Genomic DNA, 15,855 nt, shown 5'->3' with positions numbered 1-15,855 from the left:
CACCAGGGTAGGCCGTGCGGCCTGCGGGCGGCCCGGCGGTGGGTGAGAGTGGAAACAGGGCGAGGAGGGCCCGGCCGGGACCTTCGCCCGGGAGGCGACCATGACGAACGGGCTCGCACTGACCACCGTACTGGCCCCGCTGGCGGCCGTACCGCTGCTCCTGGGTCCGGCGCTCCCGGCCCACCCCGCGCCCGCCGCGCCCGCCGCCGCATCCTGCAAGGTCGTCCAGGGCTACTCGGCGACCACCTGGGCGATCGAGGGCAGCGGCTTCCCGGGGGACACGGCCGCGGTCACGGGCGACAACGGCTACGACAACCCCGCGGCCAAGGTCACGGCCGGCAGCGTCCGGCTCTCCGGCCTGCCCGCGGGCCACTACACCGTCGGGGGCGTGGCCTGCACGGGCGGTACGGCCCCGGCGCAGGACGGCACGGGCACGGGCACGGGCGCGGACGCGAAGGCCCGGTACGACAGCGGCTTCCGGAAGGGGTTCCAGTCGATCAGGGCGGACTGCAGCGCCAAGCAGCCGAACACCCTGGGCCAGGTCGACCCCGTCTGGCAGAAGGGCTACGACGCCGGCGCGGCGCTGGCCGCCACGACCTTCTGCGGCGGCCACGGATAGGGCGCGGCCACCGGCCCCCGGAGCATTGATAGGGAAGCCTGATCAGCGCGACCGCCCTGAGCGATTTCCGCGATCAATGTCACTGTGCCAGCATGTGAGACCGTCCAACCCCTTCGGAAAGCCCCCAAAAGGGCCCCTTTCCGCTCTGCTAGGAGTCAGTGTGCTCACTGTCGGTGACAAGTTCCCCACCTACGATCTGACCGCCTGCGTCTCCCTCGACGCCGACAAGCAGTTCGCGCAGATCGACCACAAGTCCTACGAGGGCAAGTGGCGCGTGGTGTTTTTCTGGCCTGCCGACTTCACCTTCGTCTGCCCGACCGAGATCGCCGCGTTCGGCAAGCTGAACGACGAGTTCGCGGACCGCGACGCCCAGATCCTCGGCGTCTCCGGTGACTCCGAGTACGTCCACCACGCCTGGCGCAAGGACCACGCCGACCTGCGCGACCTGCCCTTCCCGATGCTGGCCGACGTCAAGCACGACCTGATGCAGGCCTGCGGCGTCGAGGGCGAGGACGGCTTCGCCAAGCGCGCGGTCTTCATCGTCGACCCGAACAACGAGATCCAGTTCGCCATGGTGACCGCCGGTTCCGTGGGCCGTAACCCCAAGGAGGTCCTGCGGGTCCTCGACGCCCTGCAGACCGACGAGCTGTGCCCCTGCAACTGGAACAAGGGCGAGGACACCCTGAACGCCGGCGCCCTGCTGGCCGGTGAGTGACGGATGTCCCTCGACACCCTGAAGTCGGCCATACCGGACTTCGCCAAGGACCTGAAGCTGAACCTCGGTTCGGTCATCGGCAACCAGGACACCCTGACCCAGCAGCAGCTGTGGGGCACCGTCCTGTCCTGCGCGATCGCCGCCCGCTCCCCGCGCGTCCTGCGTGAGCTGGAGCCGGAGGCCAAGGCCGCGCTGTCCCCGGAGGCGTACAACGCCGCCAAGTCCGCCGCCGCGGTCATGGCGATGAACAACGTCTTCTACCGGACGCGCCACCTGCTCTCCGACCCGGAGTACGGCACGCTGCGCGCGGGCCTGCGGATGAACGTCATCGGCAACCCGGGCGTGGAGAAGGTCGACTTCGAGCTGTGGTCGCTCGCGGTTTCCGCGATCAACGGCTGCGGCCAGTGCCTGGACTCGCACGAGCAGGTCCTGCGCAAGGCGGGCGTCGACCGCGAGACGGTCCAGGAGGCCTTCAAGATCGCCTCGGTGATCCAGGCCGTCGCCGTCACCCTCGACGCCGAAGCGGCCCTGGCCGCGGAGTAGTCACCCGCGGGCGCGCTCCCCGCGCGCCGCGCACCGCCGTGCCCCCGTCGCCGCCCTCCCGGGCGGCGACGGGGGCACGGCGCGTTCGGGGGTCACTTCCGGCGCAGCCGGTCCATCAGCGCGCGCATGTCCTCGATCATCGCCGCCTTGACGGCGTTCTCGTCGAGGTCGCCGCCCTCGCCGTCCTGGCCGGCCCACCACTGGACCCGCATCGAGAAGACCGCCCCGCCGTCGAGCACCTGGAGCAGGGGCGCCTCCACCTCCCCCAGGAACACCGCCCGCTCGCCGAGCCCGGGGACCTGCTCCGGCGGGACGGACGGGCGGCGCAGGTTGAGGTTGAGGGCGGGTCCGGAGCCGAACTCGGCCTCGGGGTCGGTCTTGTGGTGCAGCTCCACGAGCACCAGGGCCTCGTGGGTGGGCATCCGGTCGTCCCGCCCGCCCAGGGAGTAGCACTGCGACCAGTCCAGCGCCGCGCCCTCGTCGTGGCCCGGCATGCCGACGCCCAGGCCCCCGAGCGCGGCCCCCACGGCCTTCAGCGGGACCTCCCCGCACAGCTGCTCGCTGTGCCGGTACGCGACCGGCGGCCCGGCGGCGGCGGAACGTTCCTGCACGACCAGGACGCCCGCCCACACGGCGGAGGCCGCCAGGGCCCCGCCCAGGGCCCACAGCCAGCGGGCGGGCCTGCGCCCCTCCCCGCGCCCGGGCCGGTCCGGCGGGCCCGCGAGCTCGGCCGCGGGGGCCTCGGCCCAGTCCCCTTCGAGCTCAGGCTCGCTGATCATCCCCGGCCTCCAGCGCGGCGGCCCGTACGGCCGTGGCCCCGTGCGGGCCCGGCCCCGTGGCGGCGACGGCCGCACCGAGGTGCCGCTCGCGCGAGTAGGCCCTCAGGTAGACCACCACCGTGTTGGTGACGGCCACCAGCGGCACCGCGACGACGGCCCCGCCGATGCCCGCGATCATCCCGCCGGCCGCCACCGCGAGCACCACCGCGAGCGGGTGGACCCGTACGGCCCGGCCGAGGATGAAGGGCTGGAGCACGTGCCCCTCGATCTGCTGGACCGCCAGCACCACGCCCAGGACCGCCAGGGCGATGACGGGCCCCTGCGTCACCAGGGCCACCACCACGGCGAGCGCGCCGGAGATCACGGCGCCGACGAGCGGGATGAAGGCGAACAGGAAGATGAACACGGCCAGCGGCACGGCCATCGTCACGTCGAGGAAGTACAGCCCGAGGCCGATGAAGACGGCGTCGATCAGCGCGACGAGCACCGTGCCGCGCACGTACGCGGTCAGCGTGCGCCAGGCGCGCGGACCCGCGCCCGCGACACCGGGGCGGGCGGCGGCCGGGACGAGGCCGAGCACCCAGGTCCAGATCTTCTTGCCGTCGTAGAGCAGGAACAGCGTCGAGAACATCGCGAGCAGCATGCCCGTCATCACCTCGACGAGCACCGTCACGCCCTGGAGCCCGGCGGAGGTGATCTCCTCGGTGTTGGTGCCGATGGTCTCGCTGAGGTTCTTCGCGATGTCGTTGATCTGCTTCTCGGTCACGTGGAACGGACTGTCCAGTGCCCAGCTCTTGAGCTCGTTGATGCCCTCGCGGAGCCGGTTGGACAGGTCGTCGAGGTTCTCCATGACCTGCCAGACCACGAACCAGCCGACCAGTCCGATGACGACGAAGCCGAGGATCGCCGTGACGGCCGTGGCGAGCCCGCGCGGCAGGCCGAGCCTGCGCAGCCGCACCACGAACGGCTGGAGCAGCGCGGTGACGAGCAGGGCGGCGGCGAAGGCGAGGACGACCAGGCGGACTTCGCTGATCACCAGCATCAGCACCCAGACCATCCCGGCGAGCAGCAGCAGCCGCCAGCTCGCCTCGGCCGCGACCCGCACCCCCCACGGGATGACGCTCACCGGGTCGGGCCGCACGGGCGGCGGGACCGCCCCGGGTTCGCCCGGTGCCGCGCCGGCCCGCAGGGACGCGGTCACGGCGGACGCGGGCAGCGGCGGTTCCACGGCGCCCTCGGCCTCGACCTCGGCCCGCCGTTCGTCCAGGGCCGCCTCCATCCGGCTCAGCCTGCTGCCGAGCCGGCCGAGCCAGCCTGCCCTCTTCGCCATGTCGTTCCTTTCCCCCCGCCCAGCGGTGACACCTCGCACGACCGTACACGCGAGGAACCCCGCACCGTTGGACGGTGCGGGGTTCCCCGAGGTTGTACGCGGGCCCTATGCCGGGGCTCTAGTACCAGCCGTTGGCCTGGTGGAAGGTCCAGGCGCTGCACGGGCTGCCGTAGCGCTCGTTCATGTAGCCGAGGCCCCACTTGATCTGGGTGGCCGGGTTGGTGCGCCAGTCGGAGCCGGCCGAGGCCATCTTCGAACCGGGGAGCGCCTGGACCAGACCGTAGGCTCCCGAGGAGGAGTTGACGGCCTTGTAGTTCCAGGTGGATTCCTGGTTGATGATGTTCGAGAAGCACTGGAACTGGCCCGCCGGGACCAGCTGCCGGGCGATGTCCTTGACCTGGGCGACCGTGTAGGAGCCCTGGAGCGGGAAGTCGCCGGCGTCGCGGGTCGCGGACCGGCTGGCGACCTCGCCGCTCTCCTCGCGCTGCTCCTTGAGCTTGGCCTCGGCCTCGGCCTTCTTCGTCTGCTCCGCCTTCTCGGCCTCCGCCTTCTTGGACTTGGCGTCCTCGGCGGCCTGGATGCGGGCGGCCTCCTCCACCGAGCGCTTGGCGTCGGCGTCGGCGGCGTGGGCGATGGTGTCGGCCTGCTGCGCCAGGGTGGCGCTCTGGACCTGGGCCTGCTCGCCGAGCGGGATGTCAGTGAGGAGAGTCGCGCCGGAAGCGGTCGTCTCGATGTCGTTGGAGGCGGCATCGCCAGTGGCGACGCCCACGACTGCGCCGACGGTGGTGACCGCGGTGGCCGAAGCCACTGCGAACCCCCGGACCGAGATCCGGCTCACACGGTGTCCTTCCAGCAGCGTCCGCAGTGACCGCGCGAGCGCAAGAGTGCCCCCTCGACACTGGTCTCCGTGGTGTTGAGGTCACTGGAGACGCTGGCCCGTGGGCAACTCCCTCGCGGGGGCTGCCGGCTGTACCGGGCGGCATACGGACATCGGCTGTGGAGTTGTTCGTACTGCGCGTATCTCAACCGGAGATACAGGTGTGCCGTATGCGGGGCCTGACGGAAACCAGACTCTGCCGGACCTCGACGCCGCAAGGCAATTCCGCGTTGCGTGTGAAAGGTCACACCTGCTGGGATGCAGGTGATTCCGTGAAACGGCTGTGCAGCACGGCGCCGCCCGGCTAGGCTCCTGGGCCTTTGCCGGGCGGCGCCAACTGACCGTCCCGCTATGGGGGTTTTACCCCGTTCCCTCCTAGAGGGTCTCCAGCATCTCCGTCACCAGGGCGGCGATCGGGGAGCGCTCGGAGCGGGTCAGCGTCACGTGGGCGAAGAGCGGATGCCCCTTCAGCTTCTCAACGACGGCGACCACTCCGTCGTACCGGCCCACGCGCAGATTGTCGCGCTGGGCCACGTCGTGGGTGAGGACGACCCGCGAATTGGCCCCGATCCGGGACAGAACGGTCAGCAGGACGTTCCGCTCCAGGGACTGGGCCTCGTCCACGATGACGAACGCGTCGTGCAGCGAGCGGCCGCGGATGTGCGTGAGCGGCAGCACCTCCAGCATCCCGCGCCCCAGCACCTCCTCGATGACCTCGCGCCCGGCGACCGCCGAGAGGGTGTCGAAGACCGCCTGCGCCCAGGGGCTCATCTTCTCGGCCGCGTCTCCCGGCAGGTACCCGAGGTCCTGGCCGCCGACCGCGTACAACGGGCGGAAGACCATGACCTTCTGGTGCTGCCTCCGCTCCAGCACCGCCTCCAGGCCCGCGCACAGCGCCAGCGCCGACTTTCCGGTGCCGGCCCGGCCTCCCATCGAGATGATCCCGATCTCCGGGTCGAGGAGCAGGTCCAGGGCGATGCGCTGCTCGGCGCTGCGCCCGTGCAGGCCGAAGGCCTCGCGGTCGCCGCGTACGAGCTTCACGTTGCCGTCGGCGGTGACCCGGCCCAGGGCCTTGCCGCGCTCGGACTGGAGGACCAGCCCGGTGTGCACGGGCAGTTCCGAGGCCTCCGGTACGTAGAGCCGCTCCTCGGAGTAGAGGAGGTCCACCTGCTCCCCCGACAGGGCGAGCTCGCTCATGCCGGTCCAGCCGGCGTCGGTGATGGCGAGCTCCGCGCGGTACTCCTCGGCGAGCAGCCCCACGGAGGAGGCCTTGATGCGCAGCGGGAGATCCTTCGAGACGACCGTGACGTCGTAGCCCTCGGCCTGGAGGTTGCGGGCGACCGCGAGGATCCGCGAGTCGTTGTCCCCGAGCCGGAAGCCCGCCGGCAGGACGCCGGGGTCGGAGTGGTTGAGCTCGACGCGCAGCGTGCCGCCCAGGTCTCCCAGCGGGATGGGGGCGTCGAGGCGACCGTAGCGGACCCGGAAGTCGTCGAGCAGGCGCAGGGCCTGACGGGCGAAGTAGCCGAGTTCGGGATGGTGCCTCTTGGCCTCCAGCTCGGTGATCACCACGATCGGGAGCACGACCTCGTGCTCGTCGAAGCGGGAGAACGCGTTGGGGTCTGCCAGCAGGACGCTGGTGTCGAGGACGTAGGTCCGCCTGTCGGGCAGGCGGCGCTTTGTGCTGGTCACCACGGAAGGACGTACCCCCTCGGAAGAGGTCGGGCCATGAAGACCGGACCGGTCATCGGCGCCAATGCCAGGGCCGAATTCCGGCCCTCCAATCCGTCCGTGCGAACCGCACGCGCGTCCTGGTGCAAAGGGCCTCCCGGGCGGACGGCCCTGTGCCGTCCGCTGAGACTCGACACCCGTGGATCGGGCGTCGACCTGCCTGGGTTATGCCCTCGAACGTGCGCTGCCATGCCATGGCATATGACGGACGCTCGGTGAATCCCTGGTGAAGGGTTCGCGTGGGACCGGGGGGGGTGCGGGGTGTCTTCCGGTCAGGTGCCGTAGCGCCGGTGGCGGGCGGCGTAGTCGCGCAGCGCGCGCAGGAAGTCGACCTTGCGGAAGGCCGGCCAGAAGACCTCGCAGAAGTAGTACTCGGAGTGCGCGCTCTGCCAGAGCATGAACCCGGACAGCCGCTGCTCGCCGCTGGTGCGGATCACCAGGTCCGGGTCGGGCTGGCCGCGGGTGTAGAGGTGCTCCGCGATGTGGTCGATGTCCAGGACCTCGGCGAGCTCCTCGAAGGAGGTGCCCTTCTCGGCGTGCTCCAGCAGGAGGGAGCGGACCGCGTCGGCGATCTCCTGGCGGCCCCCGTAGCCCACGGCGACGTTGACCAGTATCCCGTCGATGTCGTGGGTGGCCTGCTCGGCCTCCTTCAGCACCGTCTGGGTCCGCGCGGGCAGGATGTCCAGGTTGCCCACGTGGTGGACGCGCCAGCGGCCGTCCTCGGCCAGGCCCCGCACGGTGTTCTCGATGATGTTGAGCAGGGGCCGGAGCTCGACCTCCGGACGGTCCAGGTTGTCCGTGGAGAGCATCCACAGGGTGACGACCTCGACGTCCGTCTCGGTGCACCAGCCGAGCATCTCGGAGATCTTGTCGGCGCCGGCCTGGTGGCCCTGCTCCGTCGTGCCTCCGGACGCCTTGGCCCAGCGCCGGTTCCCGTCCAGGATGACGCCGATGTGCTTGGGCGACGCGTCATGGTCGAGGCGGCCTTCCACCCGGCGTGCATAGAGCCTGTACACCAGGTCGCGCAGCTTCACGATCTTCGAGCCCCTCCGTGCAATGCCCCCGTGCGAATTGCGGTCTCCCCCGAGTCCGCCACATTACTGCGCGCCGGGATCGGGTACCCAACTCGGTCTGTCACAAGTCCGTGATAGCAAGGACATCGTGACTGATAACAATCCCTATCGGGCAGAGCCCTCGCGCTACGACTCCATGCACTACCGGCGCACGGGTCGCAGCGGCCTCAAGCTCCCCGCGATCTCCCTGGGCCTCTGGCACAACTTCGGGGACGACCGGTCCCTGGAGTCCCAGCGGTCCATCCTGCGCCGCGCCTTCGACCTCGGCGTGACCCACTTCGACCTGGCCAACAACTACGGCCCGCCGCCCGGCTCCGCCGAGCTGAACTTCGGCAAGATCTTCGCCCAGGACTTCGCGCGCTACCGCGAGGAGCTGGTGCTCTCCACCAAGGCCGGCTACTTCATGCACCCCGGCCCGTACGGCGAATGGGGCAGCCGCAAGTACCTCCTCGGCTCGCTCGACGCCTCGCTGAAGCGGATGGGCGTGGACTACGTCGACGTCTTCTACTCGCACCGCTTCGACCCGGAGACCCCGCTGGAGGAGACCATGGGCGCGCTCGCGTCCGCGGTCCAGCAGGGCAAGGCGCTGTACGTCGGCGTGTCCTCGTACACGGCGGAGCAGACGGCGGAGGCCGCGCGGATCCTGACGGACATGGGCGTGCGCCCGCTGATCCACCAGCCCTCCTACTCCATGATCAACCGCTGGACGGAGGAGGACGCGCTGCTGGACACCCTGGAGGAGGCCGGCATGGGCTGCATCTCCTTCGCCCCGCTCGCGCAGGGCATGCTGACCGGCAAGTACCTCCAGGGCATCCCGGAGGGATCCCGCGCGAGCCAGGGCAAGTCCCTGAACCCCTCGCTGCTCTCGGAGGACGTGGTCCGCCGCCTGCACGGCCTGAACGACATCGCGGCCCGGCGCGGCCAGTCGCTGGCCCAGCTGGCGCTGACGTGGGTGCTGCGCGACGAGCGGATGACCTCCGCGCTGATCGGCGCGTCGAGCGTGAAGCAGCTGGAGGAGAACGTGGCCGCGCTGGCGGGTGCGCCGCTCACGGAGCAGGAACTGAAGGAGATCGACTCCTTCGCGGTGTCCACCCCCGGCACCAACATCTGGGCCCAGCGCGGCTGACCTGCGCTTTTGCCCCAGGGGCAGGTGGAACGAAAAACGGGCCGGTCCGTGGGGGGGATACGGACCGGCCCGAGGGGGGGGTTCCACCATAACCCTTCGTAAAGCGTCCTGCGTGCATTGCCGCAAAACGATTACGCTCCGAATCCGCCCAGCAGCACTCCGGTGAGGGCTCCGGCGGCCATGAAGGGCCCGAAGGCGAACCCCTGCTCACGGCCCGCGCGGCCGCTCAGCACCAGGCCGAGGCCGTATGCGGCGCCGTAGAGCAGGCCCAGGAACGCCCCGGCGGCCCATACCCCCCACCCGTACCACCCAAGAGCGACCCCCAGGGCGAGCGCCAGCTTGACGTCCCCCAGCCCCATCCCGGCGGGGTTGATCAGGAACAGCACGAGGTACGCGGCCCCGAGCGCGAGTCCGCCCAGCAGCGCGAGCCGCCACGACCCGGCGGCACCGGGCAGCAGCGCGGCCGCACCGAGCAGGGCCGCGCAGGCCGCGGCGAGGGGGAGGGTGAGCACGTCGGGCAGCCGGTGCACCGCGAGGTCGACGAGGGCCAGCAGCACCAGCACGGGCGCCAGGCCGACGAACACCGCCGCCTCGGGGCGGGGGCCGACGGCGGCGGCGAGCGCCGCGCACGCGGCGGCGGTGAGGGCGGCGGCCCCTGCGGCGCGGGGGCCGTAGCGCCGCGCCACCGGCCCGCCGGCCCCGCCGGGGGCGCACCGGGCGGGCCCGAGCCACCCTCGCAGCGGGTGGCCGTCCGGGCAGCGCCCGCGCCAGGGCTCGCCCGGCTCCACCGAGAGCCGGTACGCGGCGCGGGGCAGCGCGAGGCCGGCGGTGGCGCCGTACGCGGCTGCGGCGATGATCACGGTGGTGCCCATCCGGCGACGGTAGGCCGCGCGGCCGCCGCGGACACGGGCCCGAGGACCCAACGCCGCGCCGGCCGGCAGAATCCAGCCCCGCCGGCGTTTGAGGCTGGGGGCACCCCCAGCGGTAGCTGGGGGAGGGTCTGGGGGCGGAGCCCCCAGGAGCCTAGGGTGGCCCCCATGGCGCACTGGCCGGACGGCATCGGCACCCTCCACATCGGCACCGCCGCGGTCCCCCTGGAGGTCGCCGCCTCCTACCGGGCCCGGACCCGCGGCCTGCTCGGGCGCGACGGGATCGAGGGGGCGCTGCTGCTGACGCCCGCGGGGAGCGTGCACACCTTCCGGATGCGGTTCCCGATCGACGTGGCCTACCTCGACCGCCGGCTGCGCGTGATCGCGCTGACCACCATGCCCCCGGGCCGCCTCGGCCTGCCCCGGCTCCGGTCCCGGCACGTGCTGGAGGCCGCGGCGGGGGCCATGGCCGGCTGGGGCCTGGCCGTGGGGAGTCAGGTCGCCGTCTCGACCTCTCCGCACGGGGCGGTAGGTTGGGGCGGTTGAGCTGGGGTCTCAGGGGAGCGGCATGACGGAGAACGCGCGGATCAAGGCGCTGGAGCAGATCATGCCGGCGACGCACGGCGCCGACGAGGACATCGACTGGCAGGCGGCGGAGGCGGCCTGGGGGACCCGGTTCCCGGCCGACTTCGTGGCGTTCATGGGCCGTTTCGGGGCCGGCTCCATCAACGGCGAGGCCAGCATCCTGCTGCCGCTGCCCAAGCCCGGACTCCAGTGGGACCCGGCCGAGATGGCCGAGGAGACCGCCAACGCCCGGCAGCTCTGGGAGGCCGGGGGCGGCCGGGCCGCCTTCGACGTGGACCCGGAGTCCATCATCGCCTGGGGCGTCACCGGCGGGTCCGACATCCTGTGCTGGCTCACCACCGACCCCGACCCGGACCGGTGGCCGGTGCTGGTCGCCGGCCGGCACACCGCCGACGCCTTCGCCGTCCACCCGTACGGCATGGCCGAATTCCTGCTCCGGCTCTGCTCCGACGAGTTCGACGTGAGCCCCGTGAGCATCACCTTCTGGGACGCCGGGCACCTGAGCTTCGTCCACTGGCGCAAGGCCCAGCGCCGCTGGCAGGAGGGCCGCAACCCCGAGACCGGCGAGCCCGACCCCTACGCCGGCGAGTTCGCCGACTAGCGCGCACCGGCCCGCCGCCCGCCGGCCCGCACCCACAGCCCGTTTCCGCTCCGGAAACGGGCTTTTGGCATTTCTACGCGCGTCACATATCCCTCACCCATATCGGAAAACACAATTCGGAAAACCATTGATTGGAGTATCGAACACAACCGTCGACCCAATGCATTCAAGCCGACCGCCCTCAGGAGAGAATTCCGGCCAGACGGGCACGGCGGGACACCCCAGCCCGGAGCAACTCATAAGTAATAACGGGACTCAAAAGAAAATCAGGGGTATCCACCCGTGCGACGAAGAATGTTCGGCGCGGCCGCGACAGCAGCCGTGTTCGGTCTACTGATACCGCTGTCCGGCTGCGGAAGTTCCTCCGGAGACGCCGGCAGCGGCACGCTGCGCCTGGTCGCGGCCGAATACGGCAACACGTCCGCCAACAGTTCAAAGGCTTTCTGGGACAAGGTGACGGCCGATTTCACCAAGGCCAACCCGGGTATCAAGGTCCAGGTCGAGCTCATCCCGTGGGCCGACATCGACCGCGAGGTCTCCCGCATGGTCGCCGCCGGCAAGGCGCCCGACATGGCCCTCATGGGCTCCTACTCGGACTTCGCCGCCCAGGGGAAGCTGTATTCCGCGGAGGAACTGCTCTCGATCACCGCGGAGGCGAACTTCCTCCAGCCCCTCGCCGAGGCCGGGTCCGTCGGCAACACCCTCTACGGCCTGCCGTTCGTGGCGAGCAGCCGCCTGCTCTTCTACAACACCAAGCTGTTCGCGGACGCCGGCCTCGTCGGCAAGGACGGCTCGGCCACCTGGCAGCCGAAGACCTGGACCGATCTGGAGACCGCCGCCAAGGCCCTCAAGGCCAAGGGCGTGAAGTACCCGTTCGCCCTGCCCCTGGGCCCCGAGGAGGCGCACGCGGAGGCGATGATCTGGGAGCTGTCCAACGGCGGCGGCTACGCCGACAGCAGCGGCAACTACAGCCTCGCCTCGGACCAGAACATCGAGACCTTCAAGTGGCTGAAGGAGAAGCTGGTGGGCCCCGGGCTGACCGGCCCGACCCCGCCCGCGCAGCTCAACCGCGCCGACGCCTTCGCGGCGTTCCTGCGCGGCGAGGTCGGGATGCTCAACGGCTACCCGTCCCTCTCCTACGAGGCGCGCGCGAAGGGCATCACCGTCGGCACCGTGTCCATGCCCGTCTCGGACTTCCTCGGCACCGGTGAGACCCCGCCGGCCGTGGGCGTGGCCGACTGGATGATGGCCTTCAAGCAGAACGGCAAGCGTGAGGAGATCGGCAAGTTCCTCGACTTCGTCTACCAGGACAAGAACCTGTCGGACTTCGCGGGCCGCTACCGCCTGCTGCCCTCGACCGTCACGGCCTCCCGCACCCCCTCGGGCGGCGGCCTGGACAAGAACGACGAGCAGTTCCTGACCGCCCTGCGCGGCGCCCAGCTCTACCCGGTCAACGACCCCGCCTGGGTGACGGTCAGCGACACCATCAAGCGCAACATCGGCCGGGCCCTGGAACCGGGCGGCAGCCCGAAGGCCGTCCTGGAGGACATCGCCGCGAAGGCGAGCGCCGCCTCGAAGAAGAAGCACTGAAAGTCCCCCGCAACAAGGGACCTTCGCCTCCCTGCCGCACCGCATCCCGTACGGCAGAATGGCTCTCGGCACTTGATCCAAGGCCGTGGCCCGGTCGCCCGCCGAGCACCCACAAGGTGCGCGGGGCGACAGGCCTCCTCCGCTCCCCCGCCCCGCTACGCGCCGTTCTCCGAGGAGAACGCCTTGCGGTACCGCTCGCAGCTGGAATCCCAGCGCAGGGTGCCCGTCAGCGTCCCGTAGTGGGTCCGCGTGACCGACCACTCCACCGTGTACTCGCCGGTGTCGCACGCGATCTTCTTGTCCCCCGGGACCTTCTGACGCCCCGTGGCGGGCTGCCCCGTCAGCTTCCGCTCCACCTCGGCCTTCGCGTTCCCCCGCGCGTCGCGCAGCACGGCGTGCAGGACGATCGGGTGCTTTCCGTTCTTCGTGGTCAGGCCCTTGTTCACCAGGACGTCGGACACCGCCCACGCGAACTCGTAGGAGGGCGTCCAGGAGAGCGTGTTCGGGTCGGCGACCCGGCGCTCGCCCCGCGGGTCGTGGGGGTGCGACGGGCGGGAGACCGTCCCGTACTGGATCCCCGGGTGGAAGCGGACCTGGCCCTCCAGCTTGTGCTTCTGGTCCTTGGTCCACAGGGACTTCATCTCGTGCTCGCCCCCGGCCGGGTCCTGGAGGAACCCGGTGCCCGGTGCGGCGGTGGCGGAGGCCTGGCCGAGGGCGGGGGCGACGGCCGCGGCTGCCGCGGCGAGGGCGAGGGCGGCGGTGCGAGTGCGCTTCATGCCCGGTCCAACGGGCGCCCGCGGCGGGCCGGAACGACGCCGTGCGCGCGTTCACCCGTACGGAGCGGCCCGCGGACGCACAGGTGACAGATTCCGTTCCGGTCCGGAATGCGCCCCGGACGTCTCTGCTTGTCTGTGCCCGGACGGGGAAACGGTCCCCGCACGACACGGGGGACGACATGGGCATGACAGTAGACGGGACGGTCGCACCGGGCTGGGAGACGGTCCGGGAGGAGTTCGAGGCCTTCGTGGCCGCCGAGCCGCACCCGCCGGAGGCCCAGCTGGCGGTGCTCCACCACGGGCGGCCGGTGGTGGACCTGTGGGGCGGCGAGGACACCGACGGGGCCACCCTGAGCGGGGTCTACTCCCTCACCAAGGGCGCCGCACACCTGGTCGTGGCGCTGCTGGCGCAGGAGGGCGTACTGGACCTGGAGCGCCCGGTGTCGGCGTACTGGCCGGAGTTCACCGGGCACGGCAAGGAGCGGCTGACGGTCCGGCAGCTCGTCGCGCACGGCTCCGGGCTGATCAGCTCCGACGAGGGCTTCTCGTACGAGGAGATCGCGGACGACGCGTTCGTCGCGGCCCGGCTGGCGGTGCAGGAGCCGTTCTGGGAGCCCGGTACGGCGTACGGCTACCACGCGTTCGTGATCGGCGCGCTGACGGGCGAGGTGGTGCGGAGGGCCACGGGCCGCTCGCTCCAGGAGGTCTACGAGGAGCGGGTGCGGGCGCCGTACGGGCTGGACCTGTACATGGGGCTGCCGGCGGAGCTGGAGGACCGCTGGAAGCCGGTCCTGGAGATGCTGCCGACGCCCGCGCAGCAGGAGCTGCTCGCGGCGGGCGGGCCGCCGCCCGAGCTGATGAGGACGGCCTTCAACTGGCACCACGAGCCGCCGATGGACCTGGTCGGGTACGCCAACCACCCGAAGGTGAAGGCCCTCGGCCCGGCCTCGGCGGGCGGCAGCGGCACGGCGCGCGGGGTGGCCGCCCTGTACGCGGCGGCCATCGGCGGGCTGGACGGCCTGCCCGCGCTGCTGGAGCCGGCGACGGTGGCCGACGTGGCGCGGCTGCACACGCCGGGCCGCGACCAGGTGACCTCGGAGCCGGACCACTTCGGGCTGGGCTTCGAGACCCAGCCGGCGGTGGGCCCCGAGGCCTTCGGGCACTGCGGCGCGGCGGGCGGCAACGGCTTCGCCGACCCGGTCACGGGGATCGCGTACGGGTACACGCGCCGCCGCTTCGCCTTCCCGGGCGGGCTGGCCCCGGAGAACGGGCGCCTGACGGCGGCGGTGCTGAAGGTCGCGCGGGGGCTGTAGGCCCCCGCCCCCGGTCAGGCCTGGCCGGTCTCGAAGCGGCTGATGTGGCCGTCGGAGACGGTGAACCGCCAGGCGGTGCGCATCTCGCCCCAGGTGTCGTTGCGGTAGGAGACGACGAGGGACCGGCCGTCGTCGGTCTGCTTCTCGACGGACATGTGGCCGCGGGAGGAGAAGATCTCGCGGTCCGCCCAGTCGCTCACGTCACGGTCCGAGCCGTCGTCGGACATGGTGGCGCCGGGGGTCAGGACGGCCCGGAAGGCGTTCTGGTCGCCCGCGTTGACGGCGGTGACGAAGGCCCGGACGGCGGGGTCGGTGAGCTGGTCCGGCTTGATCATGGGGTCTCCCGGTCGTGTGCGTGGTCGTCGTGCGTCCTGCTGCTGCGCGCGCGACCAGGGAACACCCCCGGCGGGGCCGGACGGCCGACCCTCACCCGTTCGCCGTCCGGCGGCGTGTCAGGAGGGGTCGGCGGCGGTGCGCACCGGGAAGCCGGTGGGCCGGCCCTGTTCCTCCAGCCAGGTCAGGACCTGGTCGAGGGCGGCGACGGTCTGCTTGCGGTCGCCGCCGCCGTCGTGGAAGAGGACCGTGGGGCCGTTGCCGATCTCGCGCTTGACGGCGTCGACGATGGCGGCGGTGCCGGGCTTGCCGAAGTCCTTGGTGTCGACGTTCCAGCCGAGCGGGCGCATGCCGTTGGCGGCCGCGATCCTGCGGCTGTCGGGGGTGAAGGCCCCGCCGGGGGCCCGGTAGTACTCGACCTTCGCGCCGCCGCCGGCGGCTTCCTCGATCAGCTTCTTCGCGTCGAGGATCTGCGCCTGCTGGTAGGCGACGGGCTTCTTGTCCATGGTCGTGTCGTGGTCCATGGAGTGGTCGCAGAGCCGGTGGCCGGCCGCGACCACCTTCTTGACCAGGTCGGGGTGGGCCCTGGCCTGCGGGCCGATCATGCAGAAGACGGCCTTGACGTCGTGCCGGGCCAGCACCTCCAGGACCTGCGGGGTCCAGCGGGGGTCGGGGCCGTCGTCGATGGTGATGTTGACGGCGTTGCCGCCGGCCTCGGAGGCGTGGGCGATGCTGTCGGGCAGCCCGGCGGGCGGGGCCTGCGGGGGCTGGGCGGCCGGGCCGTTGCCGGTCTGCCCGGCGGAGCCGGCGGGGCGGTCGGTGCGGCCGTCGTCGGTGGCGACGAGGGCCGTCACGCCCCAGATGGTGGCGGCCACGGCGGCGGCCGAGGCGCCGACGGCCAGCCGGTTCCGGAGGCTGTGCTTCTGCGTGCTCGTCATGTGTCCACTCCCCATCCGGCCTTGCAAGGGTTCTGTGGGTCATGACGCCTTCATACCTGG

General features: G+C 71.7%; 17 protein-coding genes. 8 read left to right on the top strand and 9 right to left on the bottom strand.

The window, feature by feature from the left end; all coding sequences use genetic code 11:
* The first annotated feature begins 100 nt into the window (after positions 1–100).
* From ACIPW5_RS14430 to ACIPW5_RS14420, 3 genes are all read left to right on the top strand, one after another.
* Positions 101–619, top strand: a complete 519-nt coding sequence (locus ACIPW5_RS14430; protein ID WP_401244527.1) for a hypothetical protein — start codon at positions 101–103, stop codon at positions 617–619.
* A gap of 160 nt (positions 620–779) precedes the next feature.
* A complete protein-coding gene (locus ACIPW5_RS14425; protein ID WP_401244525.1) occupies positions 780–1,334 on the top strand; it encodes a peroxiredoxin in 555 nt (184 codons plus the stop codon).
* Positions 1,335–1,337: 3 nt separating this feature from the next.
* Positions 1,338–1,877 (top strand): alkyl hydroperoxide reductase, encoded by a 540-nt coding sequence (locus ACIPW5_RS14420; RefSeq protein WP_125601103.1) that lies wholly within the window; start codon positions 1,338–1,340, stop codon positions 1,875–1,877.
* A 92-nt stretch (positions 1,878–1,969) separates the two neighbouring features.
* Here ACIPW5_RS14420 and ACIPW5_RS14415 read toward each other — a convergent pair whose 3' ends face one another.
* From ACIPW5_RS14415 to ACIPW5_RS14395, 5 genes are all read right to left on the bottom strand, one after another.
* Complete coding sequence (locus tag ACIPW5_RS14415) at positions 1,970–2,656, bottom strand: hypothetical protein (RefSeq protein ID WP_401244522.1); 687 nt, start codon at positions 2,654–2,656, stop codon at positions 1,970–1,972.
* Positions 2,640–3,986 (bottom strand): AI-2E family transporter, encoded by a 1,347-nt coding sequence (locus ACIPW5_RS14410; RefSeq protein ID WP_401244521.1) that lies wholly within the window; start codon positions 3,984–3,986, stop codon positions 2,640–2,642. The genes ACIPW5_RS14415 and ACIPW5_RS14410 overlap by 17 nt, the downstream gene beginning before the upstream one ends.
* Before the next feature lie 118 nt (positions 3,987–4,104).
* Positions 4,105–4,842, bottom strand: coding sequence for a transglycosylase SLT domain-containing protein (locus ACIPW5_RS14405; protein WP_401244861.1), 738 nt, complete (start codon positions 4,840–4,842; stop codon positions 4,105–4,107).
* A 396-nt stretch (positions 4,843–5,238) separates the two neighbouring features.
* Entirely contained in the window at positions 5,239–6,555 is a 1,317-nt protein-coding gene (locus ACIPW5_RS14400) for a PhoH family protein (protein ID WP_401244519.1), read from the bottom strand.
* A gap of 308 nt (positions 6,556–6,863) precedes the next feature.
* A complete protein-coding gene (locus ACIPW5_RS14395) occupies positions 6,864–7,625 on the bottom strand; it encodes an isoprenyl transferase (protein WP_007266248.1) in 762 nt (253 codons plus the stop codon).
* A gap of 127 nt (positions 7,626–7,752) precedes the next feature.
* Between ACIPW5_RS14395 and mgrA the strand changes: the two genes are divergently transcribed.
* The gene (mgrA, locus tag ACIPW5_RS14390; RefSeq protein WP_401244517.1) at positions 7,753–8,790 is read left to right on the top strand and encodes an L-glyceraldehyde 3-phosphate reductase; all 1,038 of its coding nucleotides are present in this window, start codon (positions 7,753–7,755) and stop codon (positions 8,788–8,790) included.
* Positions 8,791–8,921: 131 nt separating this feature from the next.
* Here mgrA and ACIPW5_RS14385 read toward each other — a convergent pair whose 3' ends face one another.
* Positions 8,922–9,662, bottom strand: coding sequence for a prepilin peptidase (locus tag ACIPW5_RS14385; protein WP_401244515.1), 741 nt, complete (start codon positions 9,660–9,662; stop codon positions 8,922–8,924).
* A 165-nt stretch (positions 9,663–9,827) separates the two neighbouring features.
* On the opposite strand from ACIPW5_RS14385, the gene ACIPW5_RS14380 reads away from it, so the two are divergent.
* From ACIPW5_RS14380 to ACIPW5_RS14370, 3 genes are all read left to right on the top strand, one after another.
* On the top strand, positions 9,828–10,205 hold the full coding sequence (locus ACIPW5_RS14380; protein ID WP_401244513.1) for a DUF192 domain-containing protein: 378 nt from the start codon (positions 9,828–9,830) through the stop codon (positions 10,203–10,205).
* Between the two features lie 22 nt (positions 10,206–10,227).
* A complete protein-coding gene (locus ACIPW5_RS14375) occupies positions 10,228–10,845 on the top strand; it encodes an SMI1/KNR4 family protein (RefSeq protein ID WP_401244511.1) in 618 nt (205 codons plus the stop codon).
* Positions 10,846–11,139: 294 nt separating this feature from the next.
* Complete coding sequence (locus tag ACIPW5_RS14370) at positions 11,140–12,435, top strand: extracellular solute-binding protein (protein ID WP_401244859.1); 1,296 nt, start codon at positions 11,140–11,142, stop codon at positions 12,433–12,435.
* A gap of 155 nt (positions 12,436–12,590) precedes the next feature.
* Here ACIPW5_RS14370 and ACIPW5_RS14365 read toward each other — a convergent pair whose 3' ends face one another.
* A complete protein-coding gene (locus tag ACIPW5_RS14365; protein ID WP_401244509.1) occupies positions 12,591–13,211 on the bottom strand; it encodes a hypothetical protein in 621 nt (206 codons plus the stop codon).
* Between the two features lie 185 nt (positions 13,212–13,396).
* On the opposite strand from ACIPW5_RS14365, the gene ACIPW5_RS14360 reads away from it, so the two are divergent.
* Positions 13,397–14,524 carry a serine hydrolase domain-containing protein gene (locus ACIPW5_RS14360; protein WP_401244857.1) on the top strand — a complete coding sequence of 376 codons (1,128 nt, stop codon included), beginning with the start codon at positions 13,397–13,399 and terminating at the stop codon, positions 14,522–14,524.
* Between the two features lie 14 nt (positions 14,525–14,538).
* On the opposite strand, the gene ACIPW5_RS14355 is transcribed toward ACIPW5_RS14360, so the two are convergent.
* Both ACIPW5_RS14355 and ACIPW5_RS14350 read right to left on the bottom strand, forming a co-directional pair.
* Positions 14,539–14,859, bottom strand: coding sequence for a nuclear transport factor 2 family protein (locus ACIPW5_RS14355; protein WP_401244507.1), 321 nt, complete (start codon positions 14,857–14,859; stop codon positions 14,539–14,541).
* A 117-nt stretch (positions 14,860–14,976) separates the two neighbouring features.
* Positions 14,977–15,795, bottom strand: a complete 819-nt coding sequence (locus ACIPW5_RS14350; RefSeq protein ID WP_401244505.1) for a polysaccharide deacetylase family protein — start codon at positions 15,793–15,795, stop codon at positions 14,977–14,979.
* Positions 15,796–15,855: the final 60 nt, after the last annotated feature.

It is taken from the genome of Streptomyces sp. NPDC090077 (assembly GCF_044747545.1).
In the GTDB taxonomy this organism is placed as follows: Bacteria; Actinomycetota; Actinomycetes; order Streptomycetales; family Streptomycetaceae; genus Streptomyces.
The sequence above is the reverse complement of the archived record's forward strand: the minus strand, read 5'-3'. Positions and strand labels throughout refer to the sequence as shown.

Coding starts and splice junctions, on each gene's coding strand:
- ACIPW5_RS14430 (WP_401244527.1), top strand. CDS start 101: ATGACGAACGGGCTCGCACTGACCACCGTACTGGCCCCGCTGGCGGCC.
- ACIPW5_RS14420 (WP_125601103.1), top strand. CDS start 1,338: ATGTCCCTCGACACCCTGAAGTCGGCCATACCGGACTTCGCCAAGGAC.
- ACIPW5_RS14415 (WP_401244522.1), bottom strand. CDS start 2,656: ATGATCAGCGAGCCTGAGCTCGAAGGGGACTGGGCCGAGGCCCCCGCG.
- ACIPW5_RS14410 (WP_401244521.1), bottom strand. CDS start 3,986: ATGGCGAAGAGGGCAGGCTGGCTCGGCCGGCTCGGCAGCAGGCTGAGC.
- ACIPW5_RS14385 (WP_401244515.1), bottom strand. CDS start 9,662: ATGGGCACCACCGTGATCATCGCCGCAGCCGCGTACGGCGCCACCGCC.
- ACIPW5_RS14380 (WP_401244513.1), top strand. CDS start 9,828: ATGGCGCACTGGCCGGACGGCATCGGCACCCTCCACATCGGCACCGCC.
- ACIPW5_RS14375 (WP_401244511.1), top strand. CDS start 10,228: ATGACGGAGAACGCGCGGATCAAGGCGCTGGAGCAGATCATGCCGGCG.
- ACIPW5_RS14370 (WP_401244859.1), top strand. CDS start 11,140: ATGTTCGGCGCGGCCGCGACAGCAGCCGTGTTCGGTCTACTGATACCG.
- ACIPW5_RS14365 (WP_401244509.1), bottom strand. CDS start 13,211: ATGAAGCGCACTCGCACCGCCGCCCTCGCCCTCGCCGCGGCAGCCGCG.
- ACIPW5_RS14360 (WP_401244857.1), top strand. CDS start 13,397: ATGACAGTAGACGGGACGGTCGCACCGGGCTGGGAGACGGTCCGGGAG.
- ACIPW5_RS14355 (WP_401244507.1), bottom strand. CDS start 14,859: ATGATCAAGCCGGACCAGCTCACCGACCCCGCCGTCCGGGCCTTCGTC.
- ACIPW5_RS14350 (WP_401244505.1), bottom strand. CDS start 15,795: ATGACGAGCACGCAGAAGCACAGCCTCCGGAACCGGCTGGCCGTCGGC.